General features: G+C 67.8%; 13 protein-coding genes. 6 read left to right on the top strand and 7 right to left on the bottom strand.

Annotated features, from left to right (window positions below; translation table 11 throughout):
* Positions 1–43: 43 nt before the first annotated feature.
* The 3 genes from ACFSC3_RS19950 to dinB are packed head-to-tail and all read left to right on the top strand — an operon-like array spanning position 44 to position 6,452.
* Positions 44–1,882, top strand: a complete 1,839-nt coding sequence (locus ACFSC3_RS19950; RefSeq protein ID WP_380942081.1) for a DUF6504 family protein — start codon at positions 44–46, stop codon at positions 1,880–1,882.
* Entirely contained in the window at positions 1,879–5,358 is a 3,480-nt protein-coding gene (locus ACFSC3_RS19945; protein WP_380942079.1) for an error-prone DNA polymerase, read from the top strand. The genes ACFSC3_RS19950 and ACFSC3_RS19945 overlap by 4 nt, the downstream gene beginning before the upstream one ends.
* A gap of 32 nt (positions 5,359–5,390) precedes the next feature.
* Complete coding sequence (gene dinB, locus ACFSC3_RS19940) at positions 5,391–6,452, top strand: DNA polymerase IV (protein WP_380942077.1); 1,062 nt, start codon at positions 5,391–5,393, stop codon at positions 6,450–6,452.
* A gap of 396 nt (positions 6,453–6,848) precedes the next feature.
* Here the strand turns inward: dinB and ACFSC3_RS19935 are convergent, their stop codons facing one another.
* The 6 genes from ACFSC3_RS19935 to ACFSC3_RS19910 form a co-directional block, all read right to left on the bottom strand.
* A complete protein-coding gene (locus ACFSC3_RS19935) occupies positions 6,849–7,553 on the bottom strand; it encodes a GIN domain-containing protein (protein ID WP_380942075.1) in 705 nt (234 codons plus the stop codon).
* Positions 7,554–7,631: 78 nt separating this feature from the next.
* Positions 7,632–8,348, bottom strand: coding sequence for a head GIN domain-containing protein (locus ACFSC3_RS19930; protein WP_380942073.1), 717 nt, complete (start codon positions 8,346–8,348; stop codon positions 7,632–7,634).
* Between the two features lie 235 nt (positions 8,349–8,583).
* Positions 8,584–9,117: a CarD family transcriptional regulator gene (locus tag ACFSC3_RS19925; protein WP_056428215.1), complete on the bottom strand. Its 534-nt coding sequence runs from the start codon at positions 9,115–9,117 to the stop codon at positions 8,584–8,586.
* Positions 9,118–9,368: 251 nt separating this feature from the next.
* Positions 9,369–9,710 (bottom strand): ferredoxin FdxA, encoded by a 342-nt coding sequence (fdxA, locus tag ACFSC3_RS19920; protein WP_380942071.1) that lies wholly within the window; start codon positions 9,708–9,710, stop codon positions 9,369–9,371.
* Positions 9,711–9,764: 54 nt separating this feature from the next.
* A complete protein-coding gene (locus ACFSC3_RS19915; RefSeq protein WP_380942237.1) occupies positions 9,765–10,043 on the bottom strand; it encodes an RNA-binding S4 domain-containing protein in 279 nt (92 codons plus the stop codon).
* A gap of 4 nt (positions 10,044–10,047) precedes the next feature.
* Complete coding sequence (locus ACFSC3_RS19910) at positions 10,048–12,540, bottom strand: helicase-related protein (protein ID WP_380942070.1); 2,493 nt, start codon at positions 12,538–12,540, stop codon at positions 10,048–10,050.
* Between the two features lie 247 nt (positions 12,541–12,787).
* Between ACFSC3_RS19910 and ACFSC3_RS19905 the strand changes: the two genes are divergently transcribed.
* The 3 genes from ACFSC3_RS19905 to ACFSC3_RS19895 all read left to right on the top strand — a co-directional run bounded on the left by ACFSC3_RS19905 (position 12,788) and on the right by ACFSC3_RS19895 (position 15,075).
* Positions 12,788–14,263: a M23 family metallopeptidase gene (locus ACFSC3_RS19905; protein ID WP_380942068.1), complete on the top strand. Its 1,476-nt coding sequence runs from the start codon at positions 12,788–12,790 to the stop codon at positions 14,261–14,263.
* 180 nt (positions 14,264–14,443) lie between these two features.
* Entirely contained in the window at positions 14,444–14,677 is a 234-nt protein-coding gene (locus ACFSC3_RS19900) for an antitoxin (protein WP_380942066.1), read from the top strand.
* Entirely contained in the window at positions 14,674–15,075 is a 402-nt protein-coding gene (locus tag ACFSC3_RS19895) for a type II toxin-antitoxin system VapC family toxin (protein WP_380942064.1), read from the top strand. The genes ACFSC3_RS19900 and ACFSC3_RS19895 overlap by 4 nt, the downstream gene beginning before the upstream one ends.
* 102 nt (positions 15,076–15,177) lie before the next feature.
* Here ACFSC3_RS19895 and ACFSC3_RS19890 read toward each other — a convergent pair whose 3' ends face one another.
* Entirely contained in the window at positions 15,178–16,860 is a 1,683-nt protein-coding gene (locus ACFSC3_RS19890) for an ATP-binding protein (RefSeq protein WP_380942062.1), read from the bottom strand.
* Positions 16,861–16,904 lie beyond the last annotated feature (44 nt).

Here is a 16,904-nt window from a genome sequence, read left to right as displayed (position 1 = left end):
CTCTAGGCTCCCGCCTGCGCGGGAGCACGGGGGACTTGATGGCGTGGTCACCACCCTCGCCACCCAGGTCGCCGCCGAACACGTGAACGCCTGCTCCGTCCCACGCGGCGGCGGCTGGCGCCCCGGCGCGCGCTGGGCAAAGGCGGAGGTCCAGCAGGCCATCGCCCGCCTTCCCGCGCACCAGCAGCCTCCAATGCGCGAGCTCGGCCGCAGGAGCGAAGCCGCGCCGCATCCGTTCAAGGCGATGCGCCCGGACGAGGCCCGATCCTCCCCACTACGGGGAGGGGGACCGCCGCGAAGCGGTGGTGGAGGGGGAGCGCCACAGGCGAACCGCCCGCGGCCCGCCCCCTCCACCACGCTTCGCGCGGTCCCCCTCCCCGCAAGCGGGGAAGACCTTGTGCCGTTGGTCCTCGTCCACAAGACCGGCCCGCGCGTGGAGATTGCCGCCGCCTGCCGACACGCCCGCGCGCTCGGCATCACGCGGGGCATGGCGCTGACCCAGGCGCGGGCGCAGACGTCGGGTCTGATCGCCCGCGACTATGACCCTACCGGCGACGCCGCCGATCTCGCCGCCCTCGCCACCGTGCTCGCGCGCCGCGTCTCCCCGACCGTCGCGATCGACGGCACGGCCGGGCTGCTGATCGACATCACCGGCACAGAGCATCTGCATGGCGGCGAGGCGGCGATGGTCCGGCGCATCGTCCGCCAACTGGCCGCCCGCGGTTTCACAGCGCGCATCGCCGTGGCGACTTCGGCCGCCGCCGCCCATGCGCTTGCCCGCTATGGCCCGGCGCCGATCCTCCATTCGCACGACGACGCGACGTCGCTCGCCCCGCTGCCCGTCGCCGCCCTGGCGCTCGGTGAAACGCAGGTCGAGCTTCTCCGCCGGCTGGGGATCGACACCATTGGCATGCTCGCCGATGTCGCGCGTGGACCGCTCGCGCGCCGCTTCGGTGCCGGTACCGTGGCGCGGCTCGACCAGGCGCTCGGCCGGCTGCCCGACCCGCTGACTCCTGTCATCCCGCCCGAGCCGATCGCCATCACCCAGCGCTTCGCCGAACCGATCGCGACGGCGGAGGCGATCGAACATTGGCTCGGCACGCTCGTTCCCCGCCTGACTGCGGAACTCGCCGCCGCCGGCCTGGGCGCGCGGCGGATCGAGGTCATCGCCGACCGCATCGACGCGGTGCCGCAGCGCATCCGTATCGGCCTCGCCCGCCCGAGCCGCGACGGCGCGCACATCCTGCGCCTGCTCGTCCGTCGCATCGGCGATGTCGAGCCGGGTTACGGTATCGACGCGATCACGCTTCACCTGCGTTCCGCCGACCGGCTGGGGCCGGAGGCGCTGGGCGCGGATCTGGCCAGCGAAGCGACGCCCGACCTCGCGCCGCTGGTCGACACGCTGGCGACGCTGGGGCGGCGGTTGTGGCGTGTCCGCCCGGTCGAGAGCGACGTGCCCGAACGCAGCGCCGCGCCCGCGCCGCCACTCGACGCGCCGGAGCGTACCGCCACCACCCTCAAGACCGACGACGTCCGCCGCCTCGACACCCGCGTCACACAGCATCCCTGGCACCCCCGCTGGCCCCGCCCGGTCCGGCTGCTGCCGCGACCCGAGCGGATCGACAATGTCCTGTCGGTCATGCCCGACGGCGCCCCCCGCCGCTTCGTCTGGCGCGGTCGTACCATCACCGTCGCGCGCGCCGACGGGCCGGAGCGGATCGCCGGCGAATGGTGGCGCCGCGCCAGCGAACGCGACGCCGTCCGCGACTATTTCTGCGTCGAGGACGAAGCCGGCACCCGCTTCTGGCTCTACCGCCGCGGCGACGGCGAGCGCGCGGAGACGGGCGACCTCAGCTGGTTCCTCCACGGGTGGTTCGGGTGACCTATAGCGAGCTGCAGGTCACCACCCACTTCAGCTTCCTGCGCGGTGCATCGTCGTGCGAGCAACTGTTCGCACAGGCCGCGGTGATGGGGATGCCGGCGCTGGGCATCGTCGACCGCAATTCGGTCGCGGGGGTGGTGCGGGCGCTCTATGCGAGCGAGAAGGTTGAGAAGGACAGCGGCCTGCGGGTCCGATCGATCCCGGGTTGCCGGCTGGATCTCGTCTGCGGGACGTCGCTGCTCGTCTGGCCGGAGGACAGGGCCGCCTGGAGCCGACTGACGACGCTCCTGACCCGCGGCAAGCTGCGGGCGAAGCCGGACATGGGCGAGAAGGGCCAGTGCTTCCTGCATTGGGAGGATGTGGCCGATCATGCCGCCGGGCTGGTCGGCGCGCTGGTCTGCGACGACGTGCCGCAGCGCCATGCGCTTCTATGGATGGCCGATGTCTTCGGCCGCGAGCGCGGTCACGTCTGCCTGACCCACCATCGCCGACCTGGCGATGCCCTGCGCCTGCGCGACACGGCAGAGGCGGCGCGTGCCTATGGGCTGACGCCGCTCGCGACGGGCGAGGTGCTCTATCATCATCCCGACCGACGACTGCTGCAGGATGTCGTGACCGCGATCCGCCACGGCTGCACGATCGACGACCTGGGCCTGCGGCGCGAGCGCAGCATCGACCGGCACCTCAAGCCACCCGAGGAAATGGCGCGCCGCTTCGCCGATTATCCGGATGCGCTACATGCGGTCGAACGGATCGTCGAACGGTGCACATTCGACCTGCGCAGCCTGGAATATCAATATCCCGACGAACGGGTCATGACGGCGCATAGTCCGCAAAAGGCACTCGAGAAACTCGCTTGGCGCGCGCTGAACGCGCGCTACGGCGGGCGTCCGACCGAACGCTATCGCAAGCTGCTCAGCCACGAACTCAAGCTCGTCGCCAAGATGCGCTATGCACCCTATTTCCTGACCGTCGTCGCCATCGTCGACTATGCCCGCAGCCAGAAAATTCTGTGCCAGGGGCGGGGCTCTGCCGCCAATTCAATGATCTGTTTCGTTCTTGGCGTCACGTCCATCGACCCGGTCTATCACAAGCTGCTGTTCGAACGCTTCATTTCCGAAGACCGTCACGAGCCGCCCGACATCGACGTCGATTTCGAACATGAACGGCGCGAGCAGGTCATCCAGTGGATCTACGACACTTACGGGCGCGATCATGCGGCGATGACCGCGGTCGTCAGCCGCTTTCGTGCGCGCGGTGCGGTGCGGGAGGTCGGCAAGGTCATGGGCCTGCCGGAAGACATGACGGCCGCGCTTGCCGGACAGGTATGGGGCTGGTCGGAGGAGGGGGTGAGGGACCGGCATGTCGATCAACTCAATCTCGACAAGACCGACCCGCGCCTGGCGCTGACGCTGGAACTGGCACGCGACCTGATCGGAACGCCGCGCCATCTCTCGCAGCATCCCGGTGGCTTCGTGTTGACCCGCGACCGACTGGACAGTCTGGTCCCGATAGAGCCGGCCGCGATGGCCGACCGGCATGTCGTCGAATGGGAAAAGGCCGACATCGAGGAATTGAAGCTGATGAAGGTCGACATCCTCGGCCTTGGCATGCTCGGTTGCATGCGTCGTGCGTTCGAACTTCTGGCCGAACACAAAGGCGTGCGACTGACGATGGCATCCGAAGAGATGCAGGACGACTGCGTCAAGACGTTCGAGATGATCCAGCAGGCCGATACATTGGGCGTGTTTCAGATCGAAAGTCGTGCGCAGATGTCGATGCTGCCGCGGATGAAGCCGACCGAGTTCTACGATCTGGTGATCGAGGTCGCGATCGTGCGGCCGGGACCGATCCAAGGTGACATGGTCCATCCCTATCTGCGGCGGCGCGAGGGGAAGGAAAAGGTGACCTATCCCAACGCCACCCTCGAGAATGTCCTGAAGAAGACGTTGGGCGTACCGCTGTTCCAGGAACAGGCGATGAAGGTCGCGATTCATGGCGCAGGTTTCTCGGCCAGCAAGGCGGACCAACTGCGAAAGGCGATGGCGACGTTCAAGTTCACCGGTGGCGTCGGTGAGTTCCACGATGCGCTGATCGCCGGAATGGAAAAGAACGGCATCGCGACCGACTTCGCCGAACGCCTGGTCAAGCAGATCGAGGGGTTCGGCAGCTACGGCTTTCCCGAAAGCCACGCCGCGTCGTTTGCCAAGATCGCCTATGCGTCATGCTGGATGAAGTGCCATCATCCCGACGTGTTCTGCGCGGCATTGCTGAATGCGCAGCCGATGGGCTTTTACGCCCCCGCGCAGATCGTCCGCGATGCGCGTGAGCATGGGGTGACGGTCGAGCCGGTGTGCGTGAACGGCAGCGAATGGGACACGATCCTTTTAAGCCCTCTCCCCGCTAGCGAGGAGAGGGTTGGGAGAGGGGCCGTGCGGCAGGCTCAGGTCTCGGTGAAACACCTTCCCCTCTCCCAACCAGTGCCGGGTCGGCCATGCCCCCGGCATGGCCTAAACAGCGTGGGACGCTGTTTACCCGGCACTCCCCCAAGGGGGAGAGGGCTTAATAGGAAGCCCACGCGTTTCGCCGGATCCGACCCGGATTGGGCGGCACTCCGTCCCATCCGCCTCGGCATGAAGGTCGTCGCTGGCCTCGCCCAGGTCGATGCCGACGCCATCCTGGCCGCCCGCGCCGCCGGCGGCCCCTTCGCCTCGATCCCCGACATCTTCCGCCGGGCGCGCGTCAAGGCAGCGGCGCTGGAGCGGCTGGCCCGCGCCGATGCGTTCCGCTGTTTCGGGCTCGACCGGCGCGGTGCGCTATGGGCGGTGAAGGCGCTGGGCGAAAAGTCGCTGCCATTGCTCGACGCGATGGAGGTGCATGAGCCCGCCGTCGCGCTTACCCCGCTGACCGCGGGGCGCGAGGTGGTGGAGGATTATCGGTCCACCCAGCTGTCCCTGCGCGCGCATCCGCTGGCCTTCCTTCGCCAGCGGCTGGAGCGTGCGGGTATCGTGCCGGCGTCCGCGCTGGCGGGTATCAAGGAGGGGCGCAAGGTCGAGGTCGCCGGTGTCATCCTGGTCCGGCAGAAGCCCGGCAGCGCCAAGGGCGTGTTGTTCATCACCATCGAGGACGAAACCGGCGTCGCCAATGCGATCCTGTGGCCCGACCGGTTCGAGGCGCAGCGCCGCACCGTCATGTCGGCGACGATGATCGGCGTGCAGGGGCGGGTGCAGAAGGAAGGGCTGGTCATCCACGTCATCGTCGACCGCATCGTCGATTACAGCTGGATGCTGCGCGAGGTCGGCGACGTCGACCTGCCGCGGCTGACGACGCGCGGCGACGGCGCGACGCATGGCGGATCGCCCGACCGCGGGGATCCCGGCTGGCAACCGCGCGTGCGGTCGGACTATCACAAGGCCTTCCGTACCGGGTGCGATCCCGAGGACGCGATTCCGATCAAGTCGCGCGATTTCCATTGAGCCGCCCGCCCGCCGCTACCATCTCGACCGACGTGGACCCCCGCAAGATCATCCATATCGACATGGACGCCTTTTACGCGTCGGTCGAACAGCGCGACGATCCGTCGTTGAAAGGGCAGCCGGTCGCGGTCGGATCGCCGGCCGCGCGCGGCGTGGTGGCGGCGGCGAGCTATGAGGCCCGCGCCTTCGGCGTGCGATCGGCGCTGCCATCGGTCACCGCGCTGCGGCGCTGCCCGACCCTCGTCTTCGTGCGCCCCCGCTTCGATGTGTACAAGGCGGTGTCGCGCCAGATCCATGCCGTGTTCGCCGAATTCACGCCCATCATCCAGCCGCTGTCGCTCGACGAGGCGTATCTCGACGTGACCGCGAACCTAGCCGGGCTGCCGACGGCATGGGCGACGGCCAAGGCGATCCGCGGGCGCATTCTGGAGGAAACCGGGCTGACCGCCTCCGCCGGCATCTCGTACAACAAGTTCCTGGCCAAGCTCGCGTCCGACCATCGCAAGCCCAATGGCCAGTTCGCGGTGACGCCGGACATGGGCGCGGCCTGGGTCGAGACGCTGCCGGTCGCGCGCTTCCACGGCGTCGGCCCGGTGACCGCGGCGAAGATGGAGCGGCTGGGCATCCGCACCGGCGGCGACCTGCGTGGGTGTTCGATGGAGTTCCTGCGCACCCATTTCGGCAGTTCGGCCGGCTGGTATCATGCGATCGCGCGTGGGCAGGACGATCGTCCGGTCAATCCCGACCGCATCCGCAAGTCATCGGGATCGGAAACGACCTTCGACCGCGACCTGATACTGGCCGCGGAGATCGAGGCGGGGGTGCAGGAGATGGCCGACGACGTCTGGGCCTGGTGCGCGGCGGCCGGCGCGTTCGGGCGGACGGTGACGGTGAAGGTGAAATACGCCGACTTCCAGCAGATCACCCGCAGCCAGACGCTGTCGTTGCCGGTCGACAGTCACGCCGGACTGCGCGCCGCGGCGCTGGGGCTGATCCGATCAGTGCTGCCGACGGCGAAGGGCATAAGGCTGGTAGGCGTGACGGTATCGAACTTCACGCCGCGTGCGGAGGGGGGCTTGCCGCTATTCGATTGACGGGTGGGGGTTCGATCCTTCCGACGGCTGGGTAAGCGATCAGATGATGTTCGTCATTCCCACGAAGGCGAGACTTTGGCGAGAGTCTCTGCACATGACCAAAACCCACCCGTGTTCCCGCGCAGGCGGGAACCCAGGGCCAAGCAATACAACGAGCTGCGTCGCCCTTGACTCTGGGCTCCCGCCTGCGCGGGAGCACCGACCTGAGGTTCGCAGAGGTCTCGCGAAGGCGGGACTCAATTCTGGCTGACGACAGTGAGTCTCACGACGTTCAGCGACTATCGATTCACGCCTTCGCCGGAAGGACGGAATTGAGGGGCGGGGAGCAACCAATTGAGGGGCGGGTAGCAGCCGATGGCCGGCTATCAGACGACGGCCACTACTGCCGCCAAATCCTCAATCCCGCCGCGACGCGATGTTGCTGCAACTCACCGGGCCAGCACCCGCGACCTTGCAAGCCGCCTTGCCCAGGACCTCGACCGGACCCTGTCCGCGCGCATAGACCTCCGCCGTGTAGCGCGCAGTCACGCGCGCGCTGCCGACGCTTTGCCAGTCGACGAACAGCGCGTCCGCGGTCAGGCCTGCGGCATCGATCGATCCTGCGCCGTTCGCGATCAGCCGTGCCCGTTGCGCGGTGCCGCCCAGCGTGATCGTGCCCGCGCCGACGACGCCGGCCTCCAGCCGGTCGGCCTTCGCAGCGCCGACCGCGATCGATCCGGCGCCCAGCAGTTGCAGCGTCACCGTCTGTCCGGCCATGCGATCGATCGTCAGCCGCCCGCCGCCCGTGACATTGGCGGTGCGCACCGCCGGCACGGTCACCGCGATCCGTGGGGCGGCGGCCTTTGCACCCGGATATCCGCCCCAAGCCTCCAGCCCGGCACGGACGACGAGCGTGCGGTTTTCGACGCGGACATCGACCGTCTCGAAGCTGCGCGCCGCGCCGCTCGCGACCGCCCGTGGCGCGCGGCCGGTGGCGACGGTCACTTCATAGGGACCCTCGACCCGGACCGCGTCGAAGTCGGTCAGCATATAGGCGCGATCGTCTGCCCTGGCGGGCGCGGCGATGAGGAGGGCGGGGAGGAGGACTGCGACGCGGTACATGGCCGTCAGGCTCGCACCTCGACCGGCGATGCGCAAGGCCGCTGCCGCCCTCCATCCTCCGTGAGCGCGATTACCCGATCAGCTGCACCGGATCTCGCCCGATCCCATCTTGGACGAATCGCACTTCGCGCCGCCGGTCAGCGTCACATTGCCCGATCCCACCACGCTTACCTTGGCCGTGCGATTGACCTGAGCAGCGGCGTTGCCCGATCCGGCGACCGAGATATTGGCGTCCGCCGCCTTCAATCCCGCCGCCTCGACATTGCCCGATCCGGCGATCCTGACCTTCAGCGTCGCAGCCTGTCCCGCCGCGCGGAGGTTGCCCGAACCGGCGAGGCTCATGTTCACGTCCTGCGCCTCGATCCGGTCGAGCCGCAGGTCGCCCGATCCGGCGAGGCTCGCTTCGAACGCCCTGGCGCGGGCGGTATCGACCGAAAGATTGCCCGACCCGCCGAGCGAAGCCCCCTCGATCGCGGGCATCGTCACATAGACCTTCACGCCCTTGCCGCGCGAGATCGACCAGCCGCTCTTGTCGCGCTTGCGACCGACCCACAGGGTCGATCCGTCCTTGCGGATGTCGAGCTTGTCGAGCTGCTCCGCCGGCCCCTCGGCGCGGACCGAGAAGCCCTGGCCGACCCGCACGTCGATGTCGTCGGCGCCCGCCAGTTCGACCTTGGTAAAGCCTGCGACCTGGAACTCGCGCGTCCCGCCGCTGCCGCTCTCGGCGACCGCTTCGCCCCGGTTGGTGCCGGCGATCGCGCCGCAGGCGACCAGGGGCAGGGCTGCCAGGGTCATCAGAAATCGCATCGTCATTCTCCCGCTGTGTGTTGCGAACATAATACACAGGTCGGGGGAGCGCAAACGAAAAGGGGCGACCGTCGCCGGCCGCCCCCTTTTTAAAAACGCAAATTCACCGTTCGTTTCGAGTAGGCGTCGAGCTTGTCGAGACGGCGTATCGAGAAAGCTCGTCTCGATACGGGCTCTCGATTTCGCTCGATCCCTACTCGACACGAACGGCAGAAATGATGTGTCAGGCCAGCGCCTTGTCCTTGGCATAGGCGGGCGCCGCGACCTTCAGGATGTCGATGATCTTGACCAGCGCCTTGGGCTCGTCGACCTCTTCCATCGCGGCCAGTTCGCGCGCGAGGCGGCTGGCGGCGGCTTCGAAGATCTGGCGTTCCGAATAGCTCTGCTCGGGCTGGTCATCGGGGCGGAACAGGTCGCGGACCACTTCGGCGATCGATACCAGGTCGCCCGAATTGATCTTCGCTTCATATTCCTGCGCGCGGCGCGACCACATGGTGCGCTTGACCTTGGGCTTGCCCTTCAGCGTGTCGAGCGCCTCGCGCAGCGTCTTGTCGCTGCTGAGCTTGCGCATGCCGACGCTTTCGGCCTTGTTGGTCGGAACGCGCAGCGTCATGCGTTCCTTCTCGAAGCGCAGCACATAGAGTTCGAGGCTGGTGCCAGCGATTTCCTGCTTCTGAAGTTCGATGACACGACCCACGCCGTGCTTGGGGTAAACGACATAATCGCCGACAACGAAGGACAGCGCCTTAGCAGCCATGTGCGGTGAGCCTTTCCGTATTCAGTGCCCCGACGAAAGGGGCGCGCACAACCAAGGGATGGCCGGCGGCGTCGAGACAATATCTGTGCTTCTCCGGGCGAGGGGGGAGTCAATCGCCCTCGTCCTGACCTATTTAACACAGTCGCAATAAAATTACCAGCGTCCGAACACGGCCAAGCGACTCGCAAAGCGCGAATTTCCGCCAAATGACGGTGCTGACACCCCTGCCGTAGCGGCAGGTCGGCTGTCACTCAGTCGCCGGCGCCGGGCTCGGGCGAGAAATATTTGTCGAACTTGCCCTCTTCGCCCTTGTGCTCGTCGGCGTCGGCCGGGGTCTGGTCGAGCTTGCGCGTGACATTGGGCCACTGGGCGGAGAAGGTCGTGTTCAGCTCCAGCCACTTTTCCAGCCCGTTCTCGGTGTCGGGCAGGATGGCTTCCGCCGGGCATTCCGGCTCGCACACGCCGCAGTCGATGCACTCGCTGGGGTTGATGACGAGCATGTTCTCGCCCTCGTAGAAGCAGTCGACCGGACAGACCTCGACGCAATCCATATACTTGCAGCGGATGCAGGCGTCGGTGACGACGTAGGTCATTACGGGGAAACTCCTTCGAATCGCGGCCGTCGCTATTGTCGCTTTGCGAACGCGTCAATCGCCTGGGGTTTCCTGCGAGACATTCTCATGCAGATCGAGGTAGCAGGCGCGTGCTTCCGGCGCGGGGCCGCGACGCGCGGGCAGCGCGATCACGCGGATGACGCGGATGCGGTCGTGCAGCGGAAAGGTCAGCGTATTGCCGACGCGGACGCAGGCCGCCGCCTTCTCGATCACGCGGCCGTCGATCCGCAAATGCCGCGCCTCGGCCAGTCCCTGTGCGAAGCTGCGCGTCTTCGCCAGCCGCACGAACCACAGGAACTTGTCGAGGCGCATCGTGTCAGCCACGCAGCGTCCCGAACCCGGCGAGCACGGCGAAGGCATTGTCGCGGCGCGGCGGCTCGGCCTTCTTCGGCGACACGAGCTTCGGCCGTCCCTGCCAGACCCAGCCCGGTGCATCGCCCTTCACCGCACGGAAGCCCAACCGCACCATCAGCTTGGCGAGCGTGTCAGGCGTCACCCCGATCGAGGTCGCGAGCGCCGGGTCGGGGGCGAACGGCCTGCGCGCGCCGTTCTCGCCCTGACCGCGCGCATCATGGGCCGCGCGGGCGATCCGCTCGACCAGGTCGAGCCGCACCTGCTGCGTCCCGATCCGGCGGAAGCCCGCGAACGGTGCACCCCCGGTAACCACCGTCGCGCCCTCCTGCGGCAGTGCCGTCGTTCGTCCACGCGCTGCCAGCAGTGCTGCCCGCCACCGCGCCGGCGCCGGCCGCGTCAGCCGCGGATCGAACAGGTCGAGCGTCCCGACCGTGATTCCCAGATCGCGCAGATAGCGCCGCGCGCGCGGATCGATCCGCTCGACATCGGGCACGGTCGCCCGGTCGGCCAGCCCGCCGGCCTCCGCCAGCGCGATCGCAACCGCGCGCAGTTCGGGCGGGGCGGAGGTGTCGTCCGCCAATGCATCCAGCCGGGCGAGCGCCGGCGTCAGCTTGCGCGTCCGATCCGTGATCCAGCGCGCCAGCCGTGCGGCGACGCGCTCCCGAACCGGCTTGTCGAGGCAATCGAGCGCCCGGTCGATCAGGATCGCCGGTCGCGTCAGCCGCTGGCCGGTGCCCAGCCGCGCGACCTCCGCCCCGCGCCACAGGATCGCGCCCGCATCGACCGACAGGTCGGCGTCAGGCGCCTCCGCCAGCGCCGCGCCGCGCTTGCCCAGCTCGCCGGCCAGCCGCTTCTCCGCCGCCGCCAGCAACAGGCGCTTGTCGGTCGCGCGCGCGTCGGCGACGACGGTGAAGCGGAAGCCGTCGAGGCGACCGATCTCATGCTCCTCAACGCTCACTTCGCCCTGTTCGCCGATCGTGACGGGCAGGTGGCGGTGATCCGCGCCGATCGTGCGCAGCAGCGCCGTGGTGCGTTTGTCGACGAAGCGCTGCGTCAGCCGATCGTGCAGCGCGTCCGACAGCCGTTCCTCCAGAGCGCGCGCGCGGGCCTGTGCCTCCAGCGGATCAGCCAGCCAGCCGGCGCGGTGCGCGATATAGGCCCAGGTCCGGGTCGCTGCGATCCGCCCGGCGATCGTCTCGACATCCCCCGCGACGGTGTCGAGCCGCGCGATCTCGCTGGCGAACCAGGCGAAGGGGATGTGTCCGTTGCCTTCGGTCAGATGCGTGAACACGCGCGCTACGAAGCGGCTGTGCGGCTCGACACCCAGCTTCTGGAAATCGGGGATGCCGCACGCCGCCCAGAGTTTGGCGACGCCGGCGGGGGAGCGTGCGCGGTTCAGCACGACATGCTCGTTCGACAGCCGCTTGAGGACGGCGAGGTCCAGCGCCTCGGGCGCGGCGCGGAGTACGATTTCGGTGGGCTTGCGCTCCAGGCTGGCGATCAGGGCGTCGACCGACGACACATCGGGCTGTCCCTCGCGCCAGTAGAGGAAATCGAGGGGCGCGAAGCGGTGGTCTTCGATCGCGAAGACTTCCTCCGGCGTGAACGCGCCGGGGCCGTCCTCGACCAGCCCGCCAAACGTCCCGTCACGCTGGTGCCGTCCGGCGCGGCCAGCGATCTGCGCCATTTCGGGGACGGTCAGGCGGCGGGTGCGGCGGCCGTCGAACTTGGTAAGGCTGGCGAAGGCGACATGCGCGACGTCCATGTTCAGCCCCATGCCGATCGCGTCGGTCGCGACGAGATAGTCGACCTCGCCCGCCTGGAACATCGCGACCTGCGCATTGCGGGTGCGGGGGGACAGCGCCCCCATCACGACGGCGGCCCCACCGCGCATCCGGCGGATCGCCTCGGCCACCGCATAGACTTCCTCGGCGGAGAAGGCGACGATCGCGGAGCGCTTGGGCAGCCGCGACAGCTTCTTCGCCCCGGCATAGCTCAATGTCGAGAAGCGCGGCCGCTCGATCACCTCTGCTTCGGGCACGAGGGTGCGGACCAGCGGCTTCAGCGACGCGGACCCGAGGATCATCGTCTCCTCGCGACCGCGCGCGCGCAGCAGCCGGTCGGTGAAGACGTGCCCGCGCTCCGGATCGGCGCCCAGTTGCGCCTCGTCGAGCGCGACGAAGGCGACGTCGCGATCGATCGGCATGCTCTCGGCCGTACACAGGAAATAGCGAGCGTCGGGCGGGATGATCCGTTCCTCGCCGGTGATCAGTGCGACCTGGCGTTCGCCCTTCATCGCGACGACGCGGTCGTACACTTCGCGCGCCAGCAGGCGCAGCGGAAAGCCGATCATGCCCGACGAGTGCCCGCACATCCGCTCGACCGCCAGATGGGTCTTGCCGGTGTTGGTCGGCCCCAGCACCGCGGTGACGGCGGAACGCGCGAAACTACTCATCCTGCCCGATAGATCGACCGCCGGACGCGGGGATGCAATGGGTTAGGTCAAGGAATCCTTATAATCCTGCCCCTCCAGGGGAGGATCGACATGACACTTCGTCGAACCAGCCCCACGCCTCGTCGCAAGCCATCCGCCCGGGACCGCGGGTTAATTTGACTTTAGCACTTCTCCCCCACAACGCTCGCGGCCAAGCCTGGGGCTTTTCGGGGCAGGCTGAATTTCATTTCGGGGGATTGGCGCGGCCGTGTACCTGCGCAACGATCAGAATTTGGGTGGAGCGGGCGGCGCTGCGGCGCTGACCTTCGGACGTGCCCCGCTGCCGGCGGCCGCCGCCGCATCGCGTGGCGATGGCTGGCGCGAGCGGCTTCGCGATATCGACTTCGTGCCCGACCTCGGCGCCAACATCGGCAGCCGGGAATGGTGGCGCGGTGCGGCGACCTGCGCTGCGCTGTGCGCCGTCACGCTGGCGCTCGCCCCCGGCTTTCATCCGCTCTATCGTCCCGCCGCACCCGTCATGGACGGCGCCGACTGGGAAGAGGCGCGCGCGCAGTCGATCGCGCCGCTTGCCTATGGCGGCACCTCCGGCCGGCGCCTTGCGCCGACCGCCGCCGTTCGCCCGCTGACCGACACGCCCGAACGCCCGGTGCTCGAACTCTCGACGACCCTGCCGTCGGGCGACGCCTTCGCCCGCGCGCTCGAACGCGCCGGGGTGGGTGAGGGCGAGGCGGATCGCATCGCCGACATGGTCGCGGCGCGGATGCCGCTCGACGAACTGAAGCCCGGCACCCAGCTCCAGCTGACGCTCGGTCGCCGCGCGAACAAGGCCGATGCGCGCCCGGTCGAGGCGCTGAGCTTCCGCGCGCGCTTCGACCTGGGCATGAAGGTTGCGCGCGATGCCGCTGGCCTGGCGCTGACCGCGGTGCCGATCGCGATCGACCACACGCCGCTGCGCATCCAGGGTCGCGTCGGCCCCAGCCTCTATCGCTCCGCCCGCGCCGCCGGCGTGCCGGCCAAGGCGGTCGAGGCCTTCATCCGTTCGATCGCCAGCCGGGTGCCGATGAGCCGGATCGGTTCGAACGAGCAGTTCGACCTGATTGTCGAACGCGCCCGCGCCGCAACCGGCGAGGTCCAGCTCGGCAAGCTAATCTACGCCGGCCTGTCGAGCGATGCGCGCAAGTTGCAGCTCGTGCGGTTCGACAAGGACGGCAAGGACCAGTGGTTCGACGCCAAGGGCATCGGCGCCAAGAGTTCGTCGGGTGCGATGATGCCGGTCGCCGGCCGCCTGACCTCGTCCTTCGGCATGCGCCGCCACCCGGTGCTGGGCTATGCGCGCATGCACAAGGGCCTAGACATCGCCGCCCCGATGGGTTCGCCGATCCGCGCGCCGATGGACGGCGTGGTGCAGATGGCGGGCTGGGCCGGCGGCTACGGCAAATTCGTCAAGCTGTCCCACGGCGGCGGCCTCGCCACCGGCTTCGGCCACATGAGCCGCATCGCCGTCGCAAGCGGCGGGCGCGTGTCGAAGGGGCAGATCATCGGCTATGTCGGCTCCACCGGCATGTCGACCGGCGCGCACCTCCACTACGAGCTGTGGAAGAACGGCGTGCCGATCAACCCGGGTAAGGTGACGTTCGAAAGCGTCCAGCAGCTGTCGGGAAGCGCACTCGCGGCGTTCAAGAGCAAGTTCGCGAAACTGATGGCGGTGCCAACCGCGGATTGAGTCGCGGGCACCCTTGGCTTGCGCAAGCAAGCCAAGGAGATGCCACGTCGACGGGTCCCATGAAAGTATTACTTTCATAGGTGCCCTCGGGCAGCGGGACCGGCAAAGCCGGTCACGTTTGACGACGTGGCGTGGGGGGGGGCGTGGCATATGCCACCGGCCTATGCTATATTTCCACTCATGAAGCACGAACGCATCGTCAAGCTCTTCAAGAACGGCCGCAGCCAAGCCATCCGCATCCCGCGGGATTTCGAATTGCCCGGCGAGGATGCGATCATGCGCAAGGAGGGCGATCGTCTCGTAATCGAGGCCGCGCGGCCGAAATCGCTGCTGGATTGGCTGGCCACGCTCGAACCGCTCGACGAGGGGATCGGGGAGATTGAGGATCGTCCGCCGGAACCGGTCGTATTGTGACGCGGTATCTGATCGACACCAATATCGTCTCTGACCTGATCCAATTTCCGCAGGGTGTCGTGACGCGTACCATTGCGCAGGTCGGTGTGGAGAATGTCGTCACGAGCATCATCGTCGCATGCGAACTGCGATACGGTGCCGCCCGCCGCGGTTCGCAGCGATTGACCGAGCGGGTAGAGGGGGCGTTGGGGTTCATTCCGGTCTTGCCCCTGGATCACGATGTCGACCGAACTTATGCCGAAACGCGAAGCGATCTGGAGAAGCGCGGTTTGACGATCGGTGCGAACGATCTGCTGATCGCGGCGCACGCCTTGGCAACAGATGCGATCCTGGTGACCGACAATGTTCGGGAGTTCGCGCGGGTCGATGGGCTGCGAATTGTGAACTGGTTGCGGTAAGGATCGGCTGGCCGCCACGTCGTCAGACGGAGCGAGCTGCGCTCGCACCGCTGCCCGACGTGGCATCTCCTGCGATTGCTCTCGCAATCGCAGGGTGCCCGCTTACCGCCCCTGTGCCCGCCACCGGCGCACCGTCCGGTCGATGATCCCGTCCTCGCCCCCGGTTTCGCGCCAAAGCTGCGAGAACAGCGGGTCGCCCGACGCCGGCCGCTTCACTTCGTCGAGCGTGTCGAACAGCACGCGGATCGGGGTCGCGACGCCTTCGCCGCAGACGATGCACTCGCGGTTGCGCAGGGCGGGGATCGAATCGAGGAAGCCGCGAGCGCCTTCCGGCATCGCCGCGCGGACATAGGCCTGGTCGCGGTCGTTGTTGAGGCGCATCGAGATGATCGTGCCGCACTGCGACAGCACGCCTTCGGCCAGGTCGGACGGGCGCTGCGTGATCAGGCCCAGCGACACGCCGTACTTGCGGCCTTCCTTCGCGATGCGGCTCAGGATGCGGCCGACCGACGATGCGTCGGCGTTGCGTTCGTTGGGGACATAGCGGTGCGCCTCTTCGCAGACGAGCAGGATCGGCCGCTGTGCCTCGTTCCGCGACCAGATCGCGAAGTCGAAGGTCATGCGGCTCAGCACCGCGACCACGACGCTCGTGATCTCGTTCGGCACGCCGGACACGTCGATGATCGAGATCGGCTTGCCGTCGGCGGGCAGGCGGAAGATGCGGCCGAGGAACTGCGCCATCGTGTCGGCGACCAGCATGCCGCTGAACATGAAGGCGTAGCGCGGATCGCCCTTCACTTCGTCGATCTTGGTCTTCAGCCGCAGATAGGGCGCGGTGTCGCCGGCGCGGTCGAGCTTGCCCATTTCCAGCTGGATGAGGTTGACCAAGTCGCTGAGCAGATAGGGGATCGGCGAATCGACCGTCAGCTTGCCGAATTCCTGTGCCAGCCGGTTCTTGGCCTTCGCCGCCAGGATGCATTTGGCGAGGATGTCGCCGTCGATCTGCCGCTCCGAGCCCGACGTTGTCACGAAAACCTCGCAATGCTCCTCGAAGTTCATCAGCCAATAGGGCATCTGCAGATTGGAAACATCGTAGATCTCGCCGGTCGTGCGGAACGCGGCGGAATATTCGCCGTGCGGGTCGATCATCACGATATGACCCTGCGGCGCCAGCTCGCAGATGCGGTGGAGGATCAGCGCGGCCGCCGTCGACTTGCCGGTGCCGGTCGATCCCAGCAGCGCGAAATGCTTGCCCAGCATCGCGTCGACATAAAGCGCGCCGCGGATATCCTTGGTCGGATAGATGGTGCCGATCTCGATATTCGCGCGGTCGTCGGCGGCGTAGATCTGTTTCATGTCGGCGGTCGACACCGGAAAGACGGGCGTGCCGGGCGACGGGTATCGGGTGACGCCGCGGCGAAAGCGGTAGAGCTTGCCGGTCAGCTTTTCCTCGTCGCCTTCGCCCAGGAAGTCGATCTGGGCGACGACGCGGTTGCCGTGGCTTTCGCTCAGCCGCATCGAGCGGACGTTGGCGATCAGCCAGCTGCCGCCGACGCGCAGCTTGATCTGGCTGCCGACCTGGCCCGCATTGGCGATTGAGGGATCGGGATCGTTGGCCAGTGCGTCGAGGCAGTCGAGATCGAGCATGATCTGGCTCGACGAGCCAGAGATTTCGAAGACCGCGCCGATGCCCGCCGACGCGGGCAAGGTCTCACCGGGGCGATGCCCGGTGCTCGCGATCGGTTCGGCGCCCTCGAATCCCCGCCGTTCCCATGTCTCCGCCATTCGTAACCCCTTGCTGAGGTTTTCGTCTTGCGCCGGAGGGAGTT

Origin of the sequence: Sphingomonas floccifaciens (assembly GCF_042681125.1) — a bacterium.
Lineage (GTDB): Bacteria > Pseudomonadota > Alphaproteobacteria > Sphingomonadales > Sphingomonadaceae > Sphingomonas > Sphingomonas floccifaciens.
Note: the sequence above shows the minus strand (reverse complement) of the source record. Positions and strands in the feature narration are given on the sequence as shown.

Bases quoted from the DNA above. Each gene is read 5' to 3' on its own strand.
- ACFSC3_RS19935 (WP_380942075.1), bottom strand. From the start codon at position 7,553: ATGTACCGCGTCGCAGTCCTCCTCCCCGCCCTCCTCATCGCCGCGCCC.
- ACFSC3_RS19930 (WP_380942073.1), bottom strand. From the start codon at position 8,348: ATGACCCTGGCAGCCCTGCCCCTGGTCGCCTGCGGCGCGATCGCCGGC.
- ACFSC3_RS19925 (WP_056428215.1), bottom strand. From the start codon at position 9,117: ATGGCTGCTAAGGCGCTGTCCTTCGTTGTCGGCGATTATGTCGTTTAC.
- fdxA (WP_380942071.1), bottom strand. From the start codon at position 9,710: ATGACCTACGTCGTCACCGACGCCTGCATCCGCTGCAAGTATATGGAT.
- ACFSC3_RS19915 (WP_380942237.1), bottom strand. From the start codon at position 10,043: ATGCGCCTCGACAAGTTCCTGTGGTTCGTGCGGCTGGCGAAGACGCGC.
- ACFSC3_RS19910 (WP_380942070.1), bottom strand. From the start codon at position 12,540: ATGAGTAGTTTCGCGCGTTCCGCCGTCACCGCGGTGCTGGGGCCGACC.
- ACFSC3_RS19900 (WP_380942066.1), top strand. From the start codon at position 14,444: ATGAAGCACGAACGCATCGTCAAGCTCTTCAAGAACGGCCGCAGCCAA.
- ACFSC3_RS19890 (WP_380942062.1), bottom strand. From the start codon at position 16,860: ATGGCGGAGACATGGGAACGGCGGGGATTCGAGGGCGCCGAACCGATC.